20 protein-coding genes are annotated in these 19,417 nt (G+C 67.6%); 10 read left to right on the top strand and 10 right to left on the bottom strand.

Going from position 1 to position 19,417, the window contains the following annotated elements; genetic code table 11:
• The first annotated feature begins 68 nt into the window (after nucleotides 1–68).
• Complete coding sequence (gene ureG, locus AABA51_RS09200; protein WP_338271458.1) at nucleotides 69–680, top strand: urease accessory protein UreG; 612 nt, start codon at nucleotides 69–71, stop codon at nucleotides 678–680.
• On the opposite strand, the gene AABA51_RS09195 is transcribed toward ureG, so the two are convergent.
• Nucleotides 675–1,598, bottom strand: a complete 924-nt coding sequence (locus AABA51_RS09195) for a hypothetical protein (RefSeq protein WP_338271457.1) — start codon at nucleotides 1,596–1,598, stop codon at nucleotides 675–677. The genes ureG and AABA51_RS09195 overlap by 6 nt on opposite strands.
• A gap of 222 nt (nucleotides 1,599–1,820) precedes the next feature.
• On the opposite strand from AABA51_RS09195, the gene AABA51_RS09190 reads away from it, so the two are divergent.
• From AABA51_RS09190 to AABA51_RS09155, 8 genes are all read left to right on the top strand, one after another.
• Nucleotides 1,821–2,717, top strand: a complete 897-nt coding sequence (locus AABA51_RS09190; protein WP_338271456.1) for an AAA family ATPase — start codon at nucleotides 1,821–1,823, stop codon at nucleotides 2,715–2,717.
• 117 nt (nucleotides 2,718–2,834) lie between these two features.
• On the top strand, nucleotides 2,835–3,335 hold the full coding sequence (locus AABA51_RS09185) for a peptidase S1 (protein WP_338271455.1): 501 nt from the start codon (nucleotides 2,835–2,837) through the stop codon (nucleotides 3,333–3,335).
• A gap of 63 nt (nucleotides 3,336–3,398) precedes the next feature.
• Nucleotides 3,399–4,661 carry a vWA domain-containing protein gene (locus AABA51_RS09180; protein WP_338271454.1) on the top strand — a complete coding sequence of 421 codons (1,263 nt, stop codon included), beginning with the start codon at nucleotides 3,399–3,401 and terminating at the stop codon, nucleotides 4,659–4,661.
• Between the two features lie 302 nt (nucleotides 4,662–4,963).
• Nucleotides 4,964–5,935, top strand: a complete 972-nt coding sequence (locus AABA51_RS09175) for an XdhC family protein (protein WP_338271453.1) — start codon at nucleotides 4,964–4,966, stop codon at nucleotides 5,933–5,935.
• Complete coding sequence (locus AABA51_RS09170; RefSeq protein WP_338271452.1) at nucleotides 5,932–6,945, top strand: molybdopterin-binding protein; 1,014 nt, start codon at nucleotides 5,932–5,934, stop codon at nucleotides 6,943–6,945. The genes AABA51_RS09175 and AABA51_RS09170 overlap by 4 nt, the downstream gene beginning before the upstream one ends.
• 89 nt (nucleotides 6,946–7,034) lie before the next feature.
• Nucleotides 7,035–7,520, top strand: a complete 486-nt coding sequence (locus AABA51_RS09165) for a (2Fe-2S)-binding protein (RefSeq protein WP_338271451.1) — start codon at nucleotides 7,035–7,037, stop codon at nucleotides 7,518–7,520.
• A 130-nt stretch (nucleotides 7,521–7,650) separates the two neighbouring features.
• Nucleotides 7,651–10,017, top strand: a complete 2,367-nt coding sequence (locus AABA51_RS09160) for a xanthine dehydrogenase family protein molybdopterin-binding subunit (RefSeq protein ID WP_338271450.1) — start codon at nucleotides 7,651–7,653, stop codon at nucleotides 10,015–10,017.
• An 84-nt stretch (nucleotides 10,018–10,101) separates the two neighbouring features.
• On the top strand, nucleotides 10,102–10,890 hold the full coding sequence (locus AABA51_RS09155; RefSeq protein ID WP_338271449.1) for an FAD binding domain-containing protein: 789 nt from the start codon (nucleotides 10,102–10,104) through the stop codon (nucleotides 10,888–10,890).
• Between the two features lie 75 nt (nucleotides 10,891–10,965).
• On the opposite strand, the gene AABA51_RS09150 is transcribed toward AABA51_RS09155, so the two are convergent.
• The 3 genes from AABA51_RS09150 to infC form a co-directional block, all read right to left on the bottom strand.
• Complete coding sequence (locus AABA51_RS09150; RefSeq protein WP_338271448.1) at nucleotides 10,966–11,922, bottom strand: GlxA family transcriptional regulator; 957 nt, start codon at nucleotides 11,920–11,922, stop codon at nucleotides 10,966–10,968.
• A 90-nt stretch (nucleotides 11,923–12,012) separates the two neighbouring features.
• Nucleotides 12,013–12,294 (bottom strand): hypothetical protein, encoded by a 282-nt coding sequence (locus tag AABA51_RS09145; protein WP_338271447.1) that lies wholly within the window; start codon nucleotides 12,292–12,294, stop codon nucleotides 12,013–12,015.
• 101 nt (nucleotides 12,295–12,395) lie between these two features.
• A complete protein-coding gene (infC, locus tag AABA51_RS09140) occupies nucleotides 12,396–12,851 on the bottom strand; it encodes a translation initiation factor IF-3 (protein ID WP_338276508.1) in 456 nt (151 codons plus the stop codon).
• A gap of 267 nt (nucleotides 12,852–13,118) precedes the next feature.
• Here infC and AABA51_RS09135 point away from each other — a divergent pair, with 267 nt between their 5' ends.
• Nucleotides 13,119–13,772 carry a hypothetical protein gene (locus tag AABA51_RS09135; RefSeq protein WP_338271446.1) on the top strand — a complete coding sequence of 218 codons (654 nt, stop codon included), beginning with the start codon at nucleotides 13,119–13,121 and terminating at the stop codon, nucleotides 13,770–13,772.
• Nucleotides 13,773–13,859: 87 nt separating this feature from the next.
• On the opposite strand, the gene AABA51_RS09130 is transcribed toward AABA51_RS09135, so the two are convergent.
• The 6 genes from AABA51_RS09130 to cysG all read right to left on the bottom strand — a co-directional run bounded on the left by AABA51_RS09130 (nucleotide 13,860) and on the right by cysG (nucleotide 19,380).
• Entirely contained in the window at nucleotides 13,860–14,702 is an 843-nt protein-coding gene (locus AABA51_RS09130) for a ferredoxin--NADP reductase (RefSeq protein WP_338271445.1), read from the bottom strand.
• An 88-nt stretch (nucleotides 14,703–14,790) separates the two neighbouring features.
• Nucleotides 14,791–15,201 (bottom strand): DUF934 domain-containing protein, encoded by a 411-nt coding sequence (locus tag AABA51_RS09125; RefSeq protein ID WP_338271444.1) that lies wholly within the window; start codon nucleotides 15,199–15,201, stop codon nucleotides 14,791–14,793.
• A 55-nt stretch (nucleotides 15,202–15,256) separates the two neighbouring features.
• Entirely contained in the window at nucleotides 15,257–16,000 is a 744-nt protein-coding gene (locus AABA51_RS09120; protein ID WP_338271443.1) for a phosphoadenylyl-sulfate reductase, read from the bottom strand.
• A complete protein-coding gene (locus AABA51_RS09115; RefSeq protein ID WP_338271442.1) occupies nucleotides 15,990–17,660 on the bottom strand; it encodes a nitrite/sulfite reductase in 1,671 nt (556 codons plus the stop codon). The genes AABA51_RS09120 and AABA51_RS09115 overlap by 11 nt, the downstream gene beginning before the upstream one ends.
• A complete protein-coding gene (locus AABA51_RS09110) occupies nucleotides 17,660–17,962 on the bottom strand; it encodes a DUF2849 domain-containing protein (protein WP_338271441.1) in 303 nt (100 codons plus the stop codon). The genes AABA51_RS09115 and AABA51_RS09110 overlap by 1 nt, the downstream gene beginning before the upstream one ends.
• Complete coding sequence (gene cysG / locus AABA51_RS09105) at nucleotides 17,962–19,380, bottom strand: siroheme synthase CysG (protein WP_338271440.1); 1,419 nt, start codon at nucleotides 19,378–19,380, stop codon at nucleotides 17,962–17,964. Before cysG ends, AABA51_RS09110 begins: the two co-directional genes overlap by 1 nt.
• Nucleotides 19,381–19,417 lie beyond the last annotated feature (37 nt).

The raw sequence follows: 19,417 nt of genomic DNA, 5'->3' as shown, positions 1-19,417 counted from the left end.
TTTTTGGGCCAAGATGAAGGGGGGGCGCGGGCGCGTTAACCTTGATGGAAGATGAAGGAGGCGAGAGGATGGGCAGTGCGAACGGGCCGCTCAGGGTCGGGATCGGCGGGCCGGTGGGGGCGGGCAAGACCACGCTGACCGAGCGGCTGTGCCGCGCCATGGCGGGGACGCACTCGGTCGCGGTCATCACCAATGACATCTATACCGCCGAGGATGCCGAGTTTTTGCTGCGCGCCCAGGTCCTGCCTGCCGAGAGGATCATGGGGGTGGAGACGGGCGGTTGTCCGCATACCGCGATCCGGGAAGATGCCTCGATCAATCTTGCGGCGGTGGCGAAGATGCGGGAGCGGCTGCCCGATCTCGACGTGATCTTCATCGAATCCGGGGGCGACAACCTGGCCGCGACATTCTCGCCGGAACTGGCCGATCTGACGCTTTACGTGATCGACACGGCGGCGGGGCAGGACATTCCGCGCAAGAAGGGGCCGGGGGTGACGCGCTCGGACCTGCTTGTGGTCAACAAGATCGACCTCGCGCCCCATGTGGGCGTCGATCCGGTGCAGCTGGAGGCCGATGCGCGCGTGGCGCGGGGGGAGCGGCCCTTTGTCATGGCCTCGCTCCGGCAGGGGCGCGGGGTGGCGGAGGTCGTGGCCTTTCTCAAGGAGGCGGGCGGGTTATGAGGCCAGCCGCGCGGCGAGATCGGTGAAGCGGCGCTCGCCGGTGATGGCGGCGGCGTGATCGGCGACAAGGCGCGCGCGGGCGGGATGGCCCTGGGTCTCGGCGCGATGGGCGAGGCGCCAGAGATAGGCCGGATCGGCGCGGCGGGTGGCGCGGGTCATCTGCACGAGGCGGGTGCGGGTGAGGCGGTTGTTCACGAGCGCGCGCAAGATCAGCATCAAGAGCCCGCCCGAGGCGATCAGATCATGCGGGGCGGGGCCCGAGAAGCGCAGCGGCACGAGGGTGACGGAGGCGGCGCGGAATTGCCCGGCATGGGCGGCGGAGGCATCCTCGGTCGGGTCATAGAGGATGACGGCCTGCCGTGCGGTGTCCACGAGACTGGGCGCATCGCCGTAGCGGCTGAAATCGCGGGCCCGGTCGGGGCGGAAGCGGTGGTCGAAGCCCGCCAGTTCGGGATCGAGCGTGGCGGCGGGGGCGGAGGCCAGCACCAGCGCGCCGGGCGCGACCGAGGCATAGGCGCAGGCCGCGTGACCGGGGGCGGGGCCGAAGCCGAGGAAGATGACCTGTGCGAAACTGTCGAAGAATCCGCAAGCGGCGAGATGTTCGAAGAAGGCCATGAGATCGGGCGCGCGGAACCAGGTGTCGCGGGTGGAGAGGATCGACAGGAGCGACCATTCGCGCTTGCGCACGGCCTCGAACCCCGGCGGCAGGCCGTCGGGTTCCTCGGCGAAGACGCGGGCGGCGGCGTCGAAGCTGACGACGAGCGTATCGCCTTCCTGCACGAAAAGCGCGAGATGATCGGCCCCGATCCGGTGGAAGGCGCCGTGATCCTCGCCGATGTCGGCAAGGCGGCGCGCCCAGGCCGGACGGGTGAGGCCGGAGGCGCCGATATCGGGGGCGAGCGGGGCGGCGAGGGACATGGGAGATCTCTTGCTGTCGACGTGGGTCGGCGGGAGGTATCGTGGCAAATTGTGTCAGAGTAAGGAAAAAGGCGGGGCGTTTCGCGGGGCATTGTGGCCGTTCCGGAAACGGACTGATGCCGGTTTCGCGGTGCGGGTCTTGACCGCCGGCGCCCCGGCGGGGTTCATGAGGCAGGCGGGAGAGGCGGCGCGCGGATGCCGGAAGCCGGGAGGCGGTGCGAGATGAAATCGATCGATGAAGTGCAGGCCGACCTGGCCGCCCAGGGCTATGTCTGCGGAAGGGCGTTGGCCACCGTGGTCTTTTTGTCCTTGCGGCTGGGGCGGCCGCTATTCCTTGAAGGGGAGGCGGGAACCGGCAAGACCGAGATCGCCAAGGCCATCGCGGCGGCGCTGGGGCGTCGGTTGATCCGGCTGCAATGCTACGAGGGGCTGGATGCGGCAAGTGCCGTGTACGAATGGAATTTCGCCGCGCAGATGGTGGCGATCCGCTCGGCCGAGGCGGCGGGCGGGGCGGAGGCGGGCGCGCTGCGGCGGGAGTTGTTTTCCGACGATTACCTGATCGAGCGGCCCCTGTTGCATGCGATGCGGCCCGATGCGGCCGGGGCGCCGGTGCTGTTGATCGACGAGATCGACCGGACCGACGAGCCCTTCGAGGCCTTCTTGCTGGAGGCGCTGAGCGATTTCCAGGTGACGATCCCGGAACTGGGCACGATCCGGGCGCCCGAGCCGCCCATCGTCATCCTGACCTCGAACCGCACGCGGGAGGTGCATGATGCGCTCAAGCGGCGGTGCCTGTATCATTGGGTGGAGTATCCCGACCTGGCGCGGGAACTGGCGATCCTGAAGGCGCGGGTGCCCGAAGCCTCCGAAAGCCTGAGCCGGGCGGTCGTGGCTTTCGTGCAGGCGCTCAGGACCGAGGATCTGTTCAAGCGGCCCGGCGTGGCCGAGACCATCGACTGGGCCAAGTGCCTGCTGGCGCTGGATGTGCTGGAACTGTCGCCCGAGGTCATCGCCGACACGCTGGGGGCGATCCTGAAATACCAGGACGATATCCAGCGGCTGCAGGGATCGGAGGCCAAGCGCATCCTCGACCGCCTGGCGGCAGAGGCCCCGGCCTGATCGGGGTCGCGCAAAAAGGGCCCGTTATCGGGCCTTTGGCAGGGTTTTCTTTGACAGCGCCGGTCCAAGGGGCGTTAACTTTCGCGCAGGGGCAACCTGATGACGGGAGACAGGAAGATGAAAATCCATTTGCGTATCGTGTCCGTGCTTTTCGCGGCCTTGGTTCTGGTGGGGGCGCAGGGCGGCGCGGCATCCGCGCAGGGCTGTCCGAGCTGGAACAACCCGACCGTGTTCGGATCGACCACGCTGAACGCCGGTTTCCTGCCCGATCCTTACGTGCGCAACCTGACGGCCGGGGGGCGGGTGAGCCTGGCGGCCTGCAGCAACGGGCAATATTCGGGATGGGTCGTGACCCGGCCCGATTTCCGGCTGTTCTACAACGGCTCGTCGCCCACGGGGCGCTTGACCTTTGCGCTCGAGGCGCGGTCGAACGTCGACCCGGTCCTGCTGGTGAATGCGCCCGACGGGAGCTGGCATTTCAACGATGACTACCAGGGGTTCAATTCGGCGGTGGTCTTTTTCAACCCGATGGCCGGGCAATACGACATCTGGACGGGGAGCTATCACCAATCCTCGAACAATCCGGCGCAGCTGATCATCACGGAATACAATTACTGAGCCGAAAGGCTGCCCTGTCCGGCGCACTTGACCGGGCGGGCGCGCGCGATGTTCATGGGGGGCATGGTAGAGCATGCCCCCCTTACGCTGCCCGACGATCCGCAGCTGGTGACCAACATCACCCATTTCGCCCGCGCGCTGAGGGCCGCGGGCCTGCCTGCGGGGCCGGGGCGGGTGGCCGATGCGATCCTGGCTGTCGAGGCGGCGGGGTTCACCGACCGGGCCGATTTCCACCACACGCTGATGGCCTGTTTCGTGTCGCGGCCCGAGCATCGGGCGCTCTTCGACCAGTTGTTCCGGCTCTATTGGCGCGATCCGCGCTATCTTGAGCACATGATGTCGATGCTGACGCCGCAGGTGCGTGGCGTGGCCGAGGAGCGGGAGCTGCGCGCCGCCGAAAAGCGGGCGGCGGAGGCGCTCTTGCACGGGGTGGCGCGCGACGTGCCCGACATGCCCGAGACGGAGGAGGAGGGCACCGAGATCGAGGTTGATGCCAGCCTCACGATGAGCCGGGAGGAGCGGCTCAAAACGCTCGATTTCGAACAGATGTCGCTGGCCGAAATGGCCGAGGCCAAGCGGGTGATCGCGAAGATGAGCCTTGCCGTGCCGCCCCTGAAAAGCCGCCGGACGGAGGCAGCCGTGCGCGGCGCGCGCCCCGATTGGCGGCGCACGATGCGCGCGGGGCTGGCGCAGGGGGGCGAGATCACCGCCTTTGCCCGGCGCGCGCGGCGCATCCGCTGGCCCGCGCTGGTGACCTTGTGCGATATCTCGGGGTCGATGTCGTCCTATTCCCGCGCGGTGCTGCATTTCCTGCATGCGGTGGCCAATGAGAAGGGCGCGGGCTGGGCGCGGGTCCATGCCTTTACCTTTGGCACGCGGCTGACGAATATCTCGCGCCATTTGGCGCAAAGGGACGTGGATGCGGCTTTGAAGGCCGCAGGGGCCGAGGCGCAGGATTGGGAGGGGGGGACGCGGATCGCGTCTTGTCTCGAGGCGTTCAACCGCGACTGGTCGCGCCGGGTGCTAGGGCAGGGCGCGGTCGTGCTGATCATCACCGACGGGTTGGACCGGGACGAACCCGAACGGCTGGCGCGCGCGATGGAGCGGCTGCACCTGTCGGCGCGGCGCGTGATCTGGGTGAACCCGCTTTTGCGCTGGGAAGGCTTCGCGCCCAAGGCCGCGGGCATCCGGGCGATGCTGCCCCATGTCGACAGTTTCCGCGCGGGCCACAATATCGCGGCGCTCGAAGGTCTGGCCGAGGCACTGTCGCGGCCCGGTGATGCGGGGGAGAAGGCGCGGTTGATGCGGATGCTGGCCGAGGGGTGAGGCGGGCGAGGGTGGAGGGGGCTCTGCCCCCGTCGCCAGAGGCGACGATTCTTGAGTGAGGGGGCTCTGCCCCCGTCGCCAGAGGCGACGATTCTTGAGTGAGGGGGCTCTGCCCCCGTCGCCAGAGGCGACGATTCTTGAGTGAGGGGGCTCTGCCCCCGTCGCCAGAGGCGACGATTCTTGAGTGAGGGGGCTCTGCCCCCGTCGCCTTTGGCGACTCCCCCGGAGTTTTTTGGCCAAGATGAAGGGGCTTTCGGCTGGCTTGGGCGCGGTCTAGGCTGGCGGGCGAGGAGGAGCGGGGCATGGCGGGACATCTCGAGAGGATGCCGGAACTGGCGCTGGAGTGGCACCGGGCGGGCAAGGGCGCGGTGATCGCGACGGTGGTGGAGACCTGGGGGTCGGCACCGCGCGCGGTCGGATCGCAGATGGTGGTCTCGGGCGCGGGCGAGATGGAAGGCTCGGTCTCGGGCGGCTGCGTCGAGGGCGCGGTCGTGGTCGAGGCGATGGAGCTGGTTGGATCGGGCGCCGCGAAGCTTTTGGATTTCGGGGTGAGCGACGACGAGGCCTTTGCCGTGGGGCTGGCCTGTGGCGGGCGCATCCGGGTTTTGGTGGAGCCGGTGGGCGGGGCATTGCCGGTCGCGGTTCTGGAAGAGCTGGTGACAGCGCGCGCGGCGCGGCGGTCTGTCGCCTATGTCGCCGACCTGGACGGGGGCGCGCGGCGGCTGGCGCCCTCGGCGGAATTTGCTGAAAGGTTCCGGATGGACCGGTCCGGCGTGGAGGAGGATGGGCGGACCTTCGTGCATGTCCACAATCCGCCCTTGCGGATGCTGGTCGTGGGGGCCGTCCATATCGCGCAGGCGCTGGTGCCGATGGCGCGGATCGCGGGGCATGACGTGACGGTGATCGATCCACGCCCGGCTTTCGGGGCGGCGGCGCGGTTTCCCGACACGGATATTGTAGAAGAATGGCCCGATGAGGCGCTGGAGGCGCTTGGCCTCGATGCGCGGACGGCGGTGGTGACGCTCACGCATGACCCCAAGCTCGACGATCCGGCGATCCGGGCGGCCTTGGGCGCTGAGGTCTATTACCTGGGCTGCCTGGGCTCGACGCGCACCCATGCCAAGAGGGTGGCGCGGCTGGCCGAGGCGGGGTTTTCGCAAGAGCAGATCGCGCGCATCCATGCGCCCGTGGGTCTTGATATCGGGGCGCGGGGGCCGGGGGAGATCGCGGTTTCGGTTTTGGCCGAGGTGACGCAGAGGCTGCGCCGGGGATGAGGTTCGGGCCGGTATCGCTGGAGGAGGCGGAGGGCGCGGTCCTGGCCCATGCCATCGCCCTGCCGGGGGGCAAGCTGAAGAAGGGGCGCGTCTTGTCGGGGCCGGATGTGGCGGCGCTGGCGGCGGCGGGTTTGGGGCAGGTGATCGTCGCGCGGCTGGACGCGGGCGATGTGGACGAGGATCGGGCGGCGGCCCGGCTGGCGGCGGCGCTTGTCCCCGACCCGGAGGCTGCGGGATTGCGGATCGAGGCCCCCTTTACCGGTCGGGTGAATATCCGCGCGACGGGGCCGGGGGTGATCGCGCTCGATGCGGGGGCGATTGCGCGGCTGAATGCCGTCGATCCGATGATCACGCTTGCGACCGTGCCGGAATGGCAGCGCGTGACGGCGGGCACGATGGTCGGCACGGTCAAGATCATCGCCTATGGCGTGGCGGAGGCGGCGCTGGAGGCGGCCTGTGCCGCCGGCAGGGGCGCGATCGCGCGGCGGGGGCCTGTTTGCGGCGCGGCCGATCTGATCGTGACCGAGACGGCACCGGGTCTGGCCGGGGCGGAGGACAAGGGCATCCGCGCGGTCTGGGACAGGGTGGCGCGGCTGGGTCTTTCGGAAGGCGCGCTCAGGATCGTGGCCCACGAGGCGGGCGCCGTGGCAGAGGCCATCGCCGCATCGCGGGCGGGGATGGTTCTGGTTCTGACGGGATCGGCGACATCGGATATCGCCGACGTGGTGCCGAGCGGGATCGTTGCGGCGGGCGGCGAGGTGATCCGCTTCGGGATGCCGGTCGATCCCGGCAACCTGTTGGTTCTGGGTCGGATCGGCGCGCGGCCCGTGATCGGGCTTCCGGGATGTGCGCGCTCGCCCGCCTTGAACGGGGCCGATTGGGTGCTGGAACGGGTCGCCTGCGGCGTTGCGGTGACGGGGGCGGATATCGCGGCGATGGGGGTGGGCGGATTGCTCAAGGAAATCCCGACCCGTCCGCAGCCGCGCGACCGCAAGATCACGCCGCCGTGACCCTGCCGCCCGGCGGATCGGGCAAAAATACCGTTTGCGTTTCGTCCGTTTGGTGATTGGATACCCCCGATAACCCAGGGAGGACGAGAATGACCCAGGTAACGATGACGGTGAACGGCAAGACCGTGACCCGCGACGTCGAAGGCCGGACGCTGCTGGCCGAATTCCTGAGAGAAGGGCTGCGCCTGACGGGCACGCATGTGGGCTGCGACACCAGCCAGTGCGGGGCCTGCGTGGTGCATGTGAACGGCAATGCGATCAAGAGCTGCACGGCGCTGGCCGCCGATCTGGATGGCGCGAGCGTCACCACGATCGAGGGGATGGCCAACCCCGATGGCTCGCTGTCGGTGATCCAGCAGGCGTTCCAGGATCACCACGGGCTTCAGTGCGGTTTCTGCACGCCGGGCATGGTGATGTCGGCGGCAGCGCTTCTGAAGGAGAACCCCAAGCCGACCGAGGCCGAGGTGCGCGCCTATCTGGAAGGCAATATCTGCCGCTGCACGGGCTATCACAACATCGTCAAGGCGATCCTGGCCGCGAGCGGGCAGGATGTGGGGGCGATCGCCGCCGAATGACCCCGGACCGGTGCGCGGAGGAGGCGGGCCGGGTCTGCATATTTGGGGAAAGATGAAGGGGCGATGACGCGCCCCGACCCCGAGGCCCCCTATGGTGGCGGGCCGGGGAGGCATCAAAGGGAGGACGACCATGCCGAAGGATCATGGGATCGGCGCCAGCTCGAAGCGGCGCGAGGATATCCGGTTTCTGACCGGACGGGGACGCTATACGGATGACATCAACCTGCATGGGCAGGCCTATGTGCATTTCCTGCGCTCGGACGTGGCGCATGGGCGGTTGCACAAGGTCGATACCAGTGCCGCCGAGGGCATGCCGGGCGTGATCCGCATCTTCACCGGCAAGGATTTCGAAGGCGTGGGTGGGCTGCCCTGCGGCTGGCAGGTGACCGACCGGCACGGCAATCCGATGCAGGAACCCGCCCATCCGGTGCTGGCGCAGGGCAAGGTGCGCCATGTGGGCGACCCGATCGCGGCCGTGGTGGCCGAGACGGCGGCCGAGGCGCGCAACGCGGCAGAGGCCATCGTGCTCGACATCGAGGAATTGCCCGCCGTCATCGACATGAAGAAGGCGGTTCAGCCCGATGCGCCCAAGGTGCATGACGATCTGACGAGCAACCTGTGCTACGATTGGGGCTTCGTCGAGGAAAACAAGGCCGCCGTGGACGAGGCCTTTGCCCGCGCCGCGCATGTCACGACGCTGGAACTGGTGAACAACCGCCTGTCGCCCAATGCGATGGAGCCGCGCGTCGCGGTGGGCGATTACAACACCGGCACGGACGAATCGACGCTCTACACCACGAGCCAGAACCCGCATGTGATCCGGCTGTTGATGGGGGCCTTTGTCCTCGGCATCCCGGAACACAAGCTGCGCGTGGTCGCGCCCGATGTGGGGGGCGGGTTCGGATCGAAGATCTTCCATTATGCAGAAGAGGCGTTCTGCACCTTTGCCGCCAAGGCGATCCGCCGCCCGGTGAAATGGACGGCGAGCCGGTCGGAGGCCTTCATCACGGATGCGCATGGGCGTGACCATGTGACCAAGATCGAACTGGCGCTGGACGCTGAGAACAATTTCACCGCGATCCGCACCGAGACCTATGCCAATATGGGGGCATACCTGTCGACCTTTGCGCCCTCGGTGCCGACATGGCTGCACGGGACGCTGATGGCGGGCAATTACCGCACGCCGCTGATCTATGTGAACGTCAAGGCGGTCTTTACCAATACCGTGCCGGTCGATGCCTATCGCGGCGCGGGGCGGCCCGAGGCGACCTTCCAGCTGGAGCGGCTGGTCGACAAGGCGGCGCGCGAATTGGGCGTCGACCCGGTCGACCTGCGGCGGCAGAATTTCATCACGCAATTCCCCTATGCCACCCCGGTGGCGGTGGAATACGACACCGGCGATTACAACGCGACGATGGACAAGCTGCTCGATATGATCGACCGCGACGGGTTCGAGGCGCGGGCGGCCAAGTCGAAGGCGAATGGCAAGCTGCGCGGGCTTGGCATCAATTGCTACATCGAGGCCTGCGGCATCGCGCCTTCGGCACTGGTGGGACAGTTGGGCGCGCGCGCAGGGCTTTACGAGTCCGCCACCGTGCGGGTCAATGCCACGGGCGGCATTGTCGTGATGACGGGCAGCCACAGCCATGGGCAGGGGCACGAGACGTCCTTTGCGCAGGTCGTGGCCGACATGATCGGCGTGCCCGAGGCGCAGGTCGAGATCGTGCATGGTGACACGGCCAATACGCCGATGGGCATGGGCACCTATGGCTCGCGCTCCATCGCGGTCGGCGGCTCGGCCATGGTGCGGGCGACCGAGAAGATCATCAAGAAGGCCAAGAAGATCGCGGCCCATCTGATGGAGGCGTCCGAAGGGGATATCGAGCTGAAGGACGGCCAGTTCACCGTCGCGGGCACCGACAAGTCGGTGGCCTGGGGCGATGTCACGCTGGCCGCTTACGTGCCGCACAATTATCCCCTGACCGAGCTGGAGCCGGGGCTGGAGGAGACGGCCTTTTACGATCCCAACAACTTCACCTATCCCGCCGGCGCCTATGCCTGCGAGGTGGAGGTGGACCCCGAGACCGGCAAGGTCACGATCTGCTCGTTTGCCGCGGCCGATGATTTCGGCAATGTCATCAACCCGATGATCGTGTCGGGGCAGGTGCATGGCGGGCTTGCGCAGGGGATCGGCCAGGCGTTGCTGGAGAATGTGAGCTACGACGAGAACGGCCAGCTGCTGTCGGCGAGCTACATGGATTACGCCATGCCGCGCGCCGATGACGTGCCCTTCTACCAGGTGGATCATTCCTGCGTCACGCCCTGCACCCACAACCCGCTTGGGGTGAAGGGCTGCGGCGAGGCGGGGGCCATCGGCTCGCCGCCTGCGGTGGTGAATGCGGTGATCGATGCGCTGCACCGGGGCGGCATGACACATGTGGCCCATATCGACATGCCGCTGACGCCCGCGCGCGTCTGGTCGGCGATGCAGGGGTAAGATCGGAGGGAGCGGGGGCTCTGCCCCCGCACCCCCGGCATATTTCCAGAAAGATGAAGGGGCAGGGCCCTTCGGGAGGAAGAGATGTACAATTTCGAATTCGCCAAGCCCAAGACCATCGACGAGGCCGTGGCGGCGCTTGCCGGTGAGGAGGCGCAGGCGTTGGGCGGTGGCCAGACGCTCTTGCCGACGATGAAGCAGCGGCTGGCGGCACCTGCGACGCTCGTGAGCCTGAATTCCATCCCCGAGATGATCGGGGTCTGCGTGAATGACGCGGGCGAGGTCTGCATCGGGGGGGCGACGCCCCATGCGGTCGTGGCGCGCGAGGCGGCGGCGCATTACCCGGCGCTGGCGGCCCTTGCGGGCCATATCGGCGATCCGGCGGTGCGCAATCGCGGCACGATCGGCGGAAGCCTTGCCAACAACGATCCCTCGGCCTGCTATCCGGCGGCGGCGCTGGGATCGGGGGCGGTGATCAAGACCAACACCCGCGATATCGCGGCGGATGACTATTTCCTTGGCATGTTCGAGACCGCGCTCGAGCCGGGCGAGATCATCACAGAGGTGCGGTTTCCCGTGCCGCAAAGGGCGAATTACCAGAAATTCGTCCAGCCTGCCTCGCGCTTTGCGCTGGTGGGGGTGTTTGTCGCGAAATACGCAGGCGGTGTGCGCGTGGCGGTGACGGGGGCCTCGTCGGATGGCGTGTTCCGCTGGGCCGAGGCGGAGGCCGCGCTGAGTGCGGATTTCTCGAAAGCGGCGGTGGAGGCACTGTCGCCGCCCGAGGGCACGATGATTTCCGATCTTCACGGCACCGATGCCTATCGCGCGCATCTGGTCAAGGTGATGACGGGCCGGGCCGTGGCGGCCGCCTGAGACCGTTGGAAACTGCAAGAAACGCCGGGCTTGCCCGGCGTTTTTTCATGTCCGATGCCCTGGTCGGGGCGCGTGTCAGGTGTAGCTGCGCACGAGCCGGGCGGCGCGCGCCATCTTGCGCATCGCCGAAGGGCTGACGCCCAGCGTGTTGCGGATGGCGCGCGAAAAGCCCGCCAAGGTTTCAAAACCGCTTTCGCGTGCGATTTCGGATACGGGCATGGCGGTGTGGCGCAGCAGGTCCGCCCCGTGGCGCAGGCGGATCGCGAGGTAATGATCGGACGGCGTGACGCCGAGCGCCCGCACGCAGCGCCCGCGCAGCGCCTTGCGGCTCAGTCCCATCTCGTCGGCGATCTCGGAGAGCGACAGGGGCGTGGCGAGATGGGCGCGCATCCGCGCCTCCATCTCGGCGATGACGGGATCGCCGGGTTTGTCGCCCGGTTCCGTCTCGGCAGGGGCTGTGGCGAGGATCCGTCCGCTGCTCAGGCTGCGCGCCACCTCATCGGCGAGGGCGGGGCTGGTCACCTCGGCGATCCAGGCACAGAGCGCATCGGCCACGGCAAGCCCGCCCGCGACGGTGAGGCGCTTGTCATCCATCAGGAAGGGCCGATCCACCGCATCCACGGCCGGAAAGGCGTCATCGCTGTCTGCAGGTCTGTGCAGCACCGCCCGCCGACCGTGGAGATGCCCGATCTTTCCAAGGATCGTGGTCCCGCCCGCGACCCCGCCGAGCCGGCCGCCCGCCGCCTCCACCTGCGACAGGAAGCTCTGGAAGCCGTTGGGGATGCGTTTGGGCAAGATGTCGCCGCAGATCACGAGCGCAAGGTCGACCTCTTCGGCACCGTCCCAATCGGTCCGGTCGGGTGCCATGACAGCGCCGTTCGAGGCTTCGGTCCGGGCATGGCCGGGGATGCGGGTGTCGAAGACAAGGAGCGGCTCGCCGGAGAGACGATTGACGGTTTCCAGCGCCTCGCGCGCGAGCGCATAGGCCAACATGGGGAAACCGGGGAACAGGATCAAACTCGCACATACCATGAAGCGGAGGATGCCGCGCGATACCGGTCGGTTCAAGACAAATTCGCCGGGTCGGTGCGCGGGGTGCGGCGGGGCCGCAACAGGATCGCTCTAGCGGGGGCGCGGGATGCCGGGGTTCGTCGTGCGGGTCTCTGTCTCGATCTCGTCGGGATTGTATTCGAGAACCAGTGTCAATCCGCCGTCCGTGGTGTGGCTCAGGCGCACCTGCAGGTCGAGATCGGCCATCGGGCGCAGGGATTGTGCCTCCGGTCCGCCCGAGCCGCCGACAAGGCCTATCGAGACAACGCCCGAAAGCTCCAGCCCATCGGCCTGCGCGAAACCGGCGGGCAGGACCAGAACGGCACAGATCACAAGGCGCGGTGCGAGGAGCATGGGCACAGCCTAGCCCGTGCGCGCGCGCCCACCAAGGTCAAAGAAAAGGCGCGCCATTGGCGCGCCCCGTCCACTTGCCGATGGGTATGGGTCCGGTCCGCCTACTTGGAGGGGCCGATCATCATCACCATCTGGCGCCCTTCGAGCTTGGGCATGCTTTCCACCTTGCCGATCCCTTCGACATCGGCGGCAACCCGTTCCAGGAGCTCGCGCCCGAGGTTCTGGTGCGCCATTTCGCGACCGCGGAACCGCAAGGTGACCTTCACCTTGTCGCCGCCCTGCAGGAACTTGGTCACCGAGCGCATCTTGACCTCGTAGTCATGGGTGTCGGTGTTCGGACGGAACTTGACCTCCTTGACCTCGATGATCTTCTGCTTCTTGCGCGCCTCGGCCTCGCGTTTCTGGGTCTCGTACTTGTACTTGCCGAAATCCATGATCTTGCACACGGGCGGTTCGGCATTGGGCGAGATCTCGACCAGGTCAAGCCCGGCTTCTTCGGCCATGGCGAGGGCGCGCGCAGGCGTCACCACGCCGACGTTTTCGCCATCGGCGCCGATCAGGCGGATTTCGGGGGCGCGGATGCGGTCGTTGATGCGCGGGCCGGTATCGCGTTGCGGCGGCGCATTGTGGGGTCTGCGGGCTATGGGGGCCTCCTGAAAGTAGCCGAGTTACGAGCGCGCACGGTAATCGCTGGCGGCGCGGCTTTCAAGGCGATTTGGGCAAGCTCCCGCCGTTTCCCAGGTTCTGCTGCAATGCGGCATTGCGTCTGCGGCAGGCGCCGCATATCTCGCGCGGACAGTCACACCTATCCCTATGGGGAAGACATGAACAGAGTACTCATCATCATCGTGATCCTCGCGGCCCTTGGCGGGGGCGGCTATTTCCTGATGCAATCGAACGCGACCCGCGCCGCCGAGGAAGCGGCCGCCGCTGCCGCCGAAGCTGCGGCCGCCGCCGAAGCCCGTGCCGCCGAAGAGGCCGCCGCCGCCGAAGCTGCCGCCGCCGAAGCGCTGGCCGCCGCTGAGGCTGCCGCGGCCGCCGAAGCTGCGGCAGCGGAAGCCGCCGCTGCTGCCGAGGCCGCTGCCGCCGAGGCACTTGAGGCTGCGACCGACGCTGCGGGTGCCGCCGCCGAAACCGCGGCTGATGCCGTGGACGGAGCCACCAACGCCGCAGAGGCTGCCGCCGATGATGCCGCCGCCGCCGTTGAAGCGGCTGTCGAGGCCGTGGAGACGACCGCCGACAGCGCCGCTGCCGATGCCACCGTCGCCGCCGAAGCGGCGGGCGATGCGGCGCTGGCCGAGATCTTCACCGCCGAAGGCTTCGATTACGACCGGGCCATCGCGGCGCTCGAGGCCTCCGATCTGGCACCTGCCACCCGCGCGACGCTTGCCGCCGCCCTGCAATCCGCGCGCGACAATCCCGCGCTGCTCGAGGCCGCCCTCACACAAGCGCGCGAGGCCTTGGGCATCGCGCAATAAGCGCCTGACACGCCAAACAAAAAGCCCCCCGCGATCGTATCACGGGGGGCTTTTTCCTTCCGGGCGGCAATCCGGGGCGGCGATGGCTCAGTCGAGAAACGCCTTTTCCACCACGTATTCCGCAGGCTTCGAATTCGCCCCTTCCGTCAGGCCATAGCCTTCGAGCATCTCCTTGATCTCGAGGTTGAAGGCCAGATTGCCGCAGACCATCGCGCGATCCGTCTCGGGCGAGAGCGGCGCGACACCCAGATCCGCGAAGACCTCGCCCGAGCGCATGAGGTCGGTGATCCGGCCCATCTTGGGGCTCTCTTCGCGGGTGGTCGTGGGGTAGTAGCGCAGCTTGTCGGCAAAGCCCTCGCCGATCAATTCGGCCAGAAGCTCATCCTCCCGGATCGCCTCGATCAGGCGGGCGCCATAGGTCAGCTCGCCCACCTCCCGGCAGGTATGGGTCAGGATGACCTCGTCGTAATCGGCATAGGTCTGCGGCTCGCGCAAAAGGCTGGCAAAGGGCGCGATGCCCGTGCCGGTGGCAAAGAACCACAGCCTTTTGCCCGGCAAGAGCGCATCATGGACCAGCGTGCCCACGGGCTTGGGCCGCAAGATGATCTCGTCACCCGGCTGGACATGCTGCAGCCGGGAGGTCAGGGGGCCGTTCGGAACCTTGATCGAATAGAATTCCAGTTCCTCGTCCCAGGAGGGCGAGGCGATGGAATAGGCCCGCAAGAGCGGCTTTTGCTTGCCCGTCTCGGGATCGGGATCGCCCATCAGGCCGATCATGACGAATTCGCCCGAGCGAAAGCGCAGGCTTGCAGGCCGCGTGCAGCGGAAGCGGAACAGCCGGTCGGTGTAATGCTCCACCTCGGTCACGACCTGCGCATCGGGCAGGGTGGGGGTCGCCTTGGCGATCTGGGGTGCGTCGATGTCTTTCACAGGACTCTGCTCGCTTCTATCCACGTCGGCGCCTTTCTAGTGTCAGGTGCCTGTCTAATCCTTGATCTGGGTCAGGGAAAGCCTGCGCTTATCCCCGGAGCCGCGCCTGATGGTCGCCCGCGCGCCAATCGGCGCGGGCAAGCCATTGCGCTTCGGGTTGCCGGGCGGCGATCTTTTGGTCCACCTCGACCTCGTCAAATCCCGCACGCCGCGCCATGGCATATTGATCGGCAAGGATCGGGCCCGCGGCGCGCAGCCGTCCGGCATAGCCCATGGCACGCAGGCGTCGCGCCACGGTAAAGCCGCGCCCGTCGTTGAAGGCCGAAAACCGCACGCGGATCAACGCGATCTCTCCCAACCGGCCCGTGAGCGTCCCCAGATCCTCGCCCGGCGCGATCTCGATGGCGCGCACACGGGCATCGTCCGCGTCGGTGAGCGGCACCACCGTGCCGGTCCAGTCATCCGCGCCAAATCCCTCGTCCCGCATCAGGATGGTCATGGCTCTCTTTCCCTTCATCTTTCCAGAAATATGCACGGCGCGCCGCCGACATCTGTCACGACGCGGCCTTGAGCGGCCCGCGCACCATGCGCCCGTCCACGAAATGGATGCCGCATTCCTCCTTGTCGCTGCCGCGCCAGCGGCCCGCGCGGGGGTCTTCGCCGGGTTTCACCGGCGTCGTGCAGGGGGCGCAGCCGATCGACGGATAGCCGCGCGCCACCAGCGGATGGCGCGGCAGGCGGTTGTTGACCATGTAATCGGCCACGTCCTCTGGCGCCCAATGGGCCAGCGGATTGATCTTGATCCGACCCGTCCCCGTCTCCTCCTCGAAAAAGGCAAGCGCTGCGCGGGTGCCCGATTGGAACCTTTTGCGGCCGGTGATCCAGGCATCGAAAGGGGCAAGGGCGCGCTCCAGCGGCTCGGTCTTGCGCAGGGCGCAGCAGGCGTCGGGATCACGCCGGTGCAGATCGCCCTCGGGATCGCTCGCGGCGAGGCGCACGGGCGTTGCGCGGATGATGCGCAGATCGGAAAGGCCCAGCCTCTCGGCCACCTCGCGTTGATAGGCCAGCGTTTCGGGAAACAGCATCTGGGTATCGACGAAAAGGACAGGGGTCGCCGGGTTCACCACCGCCACCATGTGCAACAGCACGACCGATTCCGCCCCGAAGGAGGAGACGAGCGCCACCGACCCCGTATCGCCGTCGCGCAGCGCATGTTCGATGACCGAGGTGGCCGAACGATGCCTGTAGCGCAGGTTCAGCCCCGCGATCCTGTCCGAAAGCTCCCCCTCAGGCTGCATCGGCCCGCGCCTCTTCTTTGTCGTAGAGCGCGGCCTTGAAGGGCTCCATCCCCAGCCTGCGCCAGGCGTCGAGAAAGGTCTCATGCCGCCCCTCGCGCAGGGCGAGATAGGCGCGCAGGATGCGTTCGATCGCCGGGATGATCTGGTCATAGGCGAAACCGGGGCCGGTGCGTTCGCCGATCACGGCATCCGGGCCACCATCGCCGCCCAGCGTGATCTGGTAGCTTTCCACGCCCGCGCGGTCCAATCCCAGGATGCCGATATGGCCGACATGGTGATGGCCGCAGGCATTGATGCAGCCCGAGATCTTGATCTTGAGCGGCCCGATCTCGTGCTCCAGCCGCAGCTCCTCGAAGCGCAGCGCGATGCCTTGGGCCACGGGGATCGAGCGCGCGGTCGCAAGCGCGCAGTAATCCATGCCGGGACAGGCGATGATGTCCGAGACGAGGCCCACATTGGCGGTGGCGAGCCCTGCTGCCAAAAGCGCGTCATGCACGGCTTTCAGGTGCCGCTTGGGCAGATGGGGCAGGATCACGTTCTGTTCGTGGCTGATGCGCAATTCGTCATGTGCATAGCGCTCCGCCAGATCGGCGAGGACGCGCATCTGCGCGGAGGAGCAATCCCCCGGCGTCGCCCCATGCGCCTTGAGGCTGACGGTGAGGATCGCATAGCCCGGTGCGCGGTGCGCGGTGACATTCGTGTCGGTGAAGGCCCGAAAGACCGGGTCGGCGGCGCGCCATGTCTCGTAATCGCCCTCGGCCTCCGGCTCGAAGACGGGGGGGGCGAATTGCGCCGTGATGGCGGCGAGCATCTCCTGGTCCACGCCGGAAAAGAGCGGCTTTCGCGCCGCGAATTCGGCCTCGACCTGGGCGCGGATCTCTTCGATCCCGGTTTCGTGGACCGTGATCTTGATGCGCGCCTTGTACTTGTTGTCACGCCGCCCGAGCAGGTTGTAGACGGCCACGACCGCCTCCAGATAGGGCAGAAGGTCGGCAAGCGGCACGAAATCGGCCAGGACCTTGCCGATCATCGGCGTCCGCCCAAGGCCGCCGCCGACAAGAACCGTCGCGCCCGGCACGCCCGCCCGTTCCACAAGCCGCAGGCCGATGTCATGGGCCGCCGTCACCGCGCGGTCGTCGGGATGGCCGGTCACGGCCACCTTGAACTTGCGCGGCAGGAACTGGAATTCGGGATGATCGGTCGACCATTGCCGGATCAGTTCGGCCACGGGCCTCGGGTCTGCCACCTCGCCTGCGGCAGCGCCCGCGAAATGGTCGGCGGTCACGTTGCGGATCGTGTTGCCGCTGGTCTGGATCGCATGCATCCCCACATCGGCCAGCGCATCGAGCATGTCGGGCACATCGGCAAGCTTGGGCCAGTTGAACTGGATGTTCTGGCGCGTCGTGAAATGGCCATAGCCCTTGTCCCAACGGTCCGCGATCATCGCCAGTTGGCGCATCTGCGCGCTGTCGAGCGTGCCATAGGGGATGGCGACACGCAGCATGTAGGCGTGCAGCTGCAGATAGAGCCCGTTCATGAGGCGCAGCGGCTTGAATTCATCCTCGGTCAGGCTGCCGTCGATGCGGCGCGCGACCTGTCCGCGGAATTGGGCCACGCGGGAGCGCACGAAGCTTTCGTCGAATTCGGAATAGCGATACATCACCGTCCCTCCTGCTTGCCATGGGGGTAGTTGGAGGGGCCGCGCGTGCGGAAGGCTTCGCGGAAATGGGTCGGTTCGGGGCCCTTGGGGCCGCGCTTGGCCTCCGCCAGGTAGGGGCCCACGACCTCGTGGGCGCGGGCATGGGCATCGAGCAGGTGCAGCTCGGCGCTGGCCTCGTCCTCGATCAGCGCGGCGTCCTCCATCCGGCGGGTCCAGTGGCCATCGGCAGCGAGCCAGACCACGTCGCCCTCCAGAAGCGCATTGGCGGTCAAGACCTTGGGGGTGTAGGGGCGGGGGGGCATCAGGCGAATTCCTCTTTCCGGTCGGCAAGGGAGGTGGGATGGGGCAGGGGCAGGGCGGCCTCGGCCGTCCGGGGACAGAGCCCGTAGAGCAGGATCACGGGACCGGTCAGCACCTCGGCCTCCAGCGTCGCGGCAAGCTGGCCCAGCGTCGTGGCGATGGAGCGCATGTCCGGGCGGGAGGCATTTTCGACCGCCGTCACCGGTGTTGCCGGGTCCGCGCCATGCATCATCAGCCGGCCCTGGATGAAGCGGGCACCGCGCGCGCCCATGTAGATGGCCGCCACCGTGCCGGGCCGGGCCAGCCCGCGCCAATCCTGTTCGGCAAAACCTTTCATGTCATGGCCGGTGACGATCCGGAGCGACGCATTGCGGCCGCGTTTCGTCAGGGCCTGACCGATCCCGGCGGCGGCGGCACTGGCCGCCGTGATGCCGGGGACGATGGACCAGGCTATCCCTGCCGCCTCGAGCGCCTCGATCTCTTCGTCGAGACGGCTGAAGATCGCGGGGTCGCCCCCCTTGAGCCGCACGACATGCGCGCCGCGCTTGCCATGGTCGACCATCAGGGCGCAGATCTGGGCCTGGGTCATGCTGGGACCGAAGCCTTCCTTGCCGGCATCGATCAGGATCGCCTCGCGCCGCGCCAGTTCGAGGATGCCGGGCGATACCAGCCGGTCGTGGATCACCACATCGGCCCGGTCGAGCAGGCGGCGCGCCTTGAGCGTCAGAAGCTCGGGATCGCCCGGACCCGCGCCCACCAGATCGACGCGTCCCTCGGTCGGGGCATCGGCCAGATGTTTGGCGAGCAGCTCGGAGAGGGCGGCATCCAGCCCCGCCGCGCCTTGCGTCTCGACCACTTTCGGGGCGGCGTTGAAATAGTAATCGGCCCAGAAGTCGCGCCGTTTGCGGCCCATCGGCAGCGCCTCGGCGGCCTTGCGGAAGGCCTTGCCGACGCGGGCGGCCAGACCCAGCGACACGGGCAGGCGTTCCTCCAGATCGGCCTTGATGGCGCGCGCGAGAACCGGGGCCGCGCCCTCGGTTCCGATGGCGATCGTCACGGGGTCACGGTCGACGATGGCGGGGGTGATGAAGGCGCTGTCCTCGAGATTGTCGACGATGTTGACCAGCGCGCCATCGGCGCGGGCCAGCCGCGCGACGCGGGCATCCTCGGCCGCATCGTCATTGGCGGCATAGACCAGCGCCGCGCAAAGCGCGTCACCGGGGCCAAAGGCGCGCGCAATCAGCGTGATCTTGCCCTGATCGGCCAGCTTCACCAAGTCGGGCGCGGGGGCCCCCGACAAGACGGTGATCCGCGCCGTGGTCTTGAGCAGGATGCGCAGTTTCGCCAGCGCCGTTTCGCCCCCGCCCGACACGACGATGCGGCGGCCCTCTACGGCGAGAAAGATCGGGAAATGGTCCATCTGGCGCATCCATCCTGTTCCGAAGGCATGCGGCAGA

This window comes from Roseicyclus marinus (genome assembly GCF_036322625.1).
GTDB classification, from domain to species: domain Bacteria; phylum Pseudomonadota; class Alphaproteobacteria; order Rhodobacterales; family Rhodobacteraceae; genus Roseicyclus; species Roseicyclus marinus_A.
Note: the sequence above shows the minus strand (reverse complement) of the source record. Positions and strands in the feature narration are given on the sequence as shown.

Bases quoted from the DNA above. Each gene is read 5' to 3' on its own strand.
- AABA51_RS09185 (WP_338271455.1), top strand. From the start codon at position 2,835: ATGAAAATCCATTTGCGTATCGTGTCCGTGCTTTTCGCGGCCTTGGTT.
- AABA51_RS09120 (WP_338271443.1), bottom strand. From the start codon at position 16,000: ATGCAGCCTGAGGGGGAGCTTTCGGACAGGATCGCGGGGCTGAACCTG.
- cysG (WP_338271440.1), bottom strand. From the start codon at position 19,380: ATGGACCATTTCCCGATCTTTCTCGCCGTAGAGGGCCGCCGCATCGTC.
- AABA51_RS09125 (WP_338271444.1), bottom strand. From the start codon at position 15,201: ATGACCATCCTGATGCGGGACGAGGGATTTGGCGCGGATGACTGGACC.
- AABA51_RS09190 (WP_338271456.1), top strand. From the start codon at position 1,821: ATGAAATCGATCGATGAAGTGCAGGCCGACCTGGCCGCCCAGGGCTAT.
- AABA51_RS09135 (WP_338271446.1), top strand. From the start codon at position 13,119: ATGAACAGAGTACTCATCATCATCGTGATCCTCGCGGCCCTTGGCGGG.
- AABA51_RS09170 (WP_338271452.1), top strand. From the start codon at position 5,932: ATGAGGTTCGGGCCGGTATCGCTGGAGGAGGCGGAGGGCGCGGTCCTG.
- ureG (WP_338271458.1), top strand. From the start codon at position 69: ATGGGCAGTGCGAACGGGCCGCTCAGGGTCGGGATCGGCGGGCCGGTG.
- AABA51_RS09155 (WP_338271449.1), top strand. From the start codon at position 10,102: ATGTACAATTTCGAATTCGCCAAGCCCAAGACCATCGACGAGGCCGTG.
- AABA51_RS09195 (WP_338271457.1), bottom strand. From the start codon at position 1,598: ATGTCCCTCGCCGCCCCGCTCGCCCCCGATATCGGCGCCTCCGGCCTC.
- AABA51_RS09160 (WP_338271450.1), top strand. From the start codon at position 7,651: ATGCCGAAGGATCATGGGATCGGCGCCAGCTCGAAGCGGCGCGAGGAT.
- AABA51_RS09180 (WP_338271454.1), top strand. From the start codon at position 3,399: ATGGTAGAGCATGCCCCCCTTACGCTGCCCGACGATCCGCAGCTGGTG.
- AABA51_RS09175 (WP_338271453.1), top strand. From the start codon at position 4,964: ATGGCGGGACATCTCGAGAGGATGCCGGAACTGGCGCTGGAGTGGCAC.
- AABA51_RS09150 (WP_338271448.1), bottom strand. From the start codon at position 11,922: ATGGTATGTGCGAGTTTGATCCTGTTCCCCGGTTTCCCCATGTTGGCC.
- AABA51_RS09110 (WP_338271441.1), bottom strand. From the start codon at position 17,962: ATGCCCCCCCGCCCCTACACCCCCAAGGTCTTGACCGCCAATGCGCTT.
- AABA51_RS09145 (WP_338271447.1), bottom strand. From the start codon at position 12,294: ATGCTCCTCGCACCGCGCCTTGTGATCTGTGCCGTTCTGGTCCTGCCC.
- AABA51_RS09115 (WP_338271442.1), bottom strand. From the start codon at position 17,660: ATGTATCGCTATTCCGAATTCGACGAAAGCTTCGTGCGCTCCCGCGTG.
- AABA51_RS09165 (WP_338271451.1), top strand. From the start codon at position 7,035: ATGACCCAGGTAACGATGACGGTGAACGGCAAGACCGTGACCCGCGAC.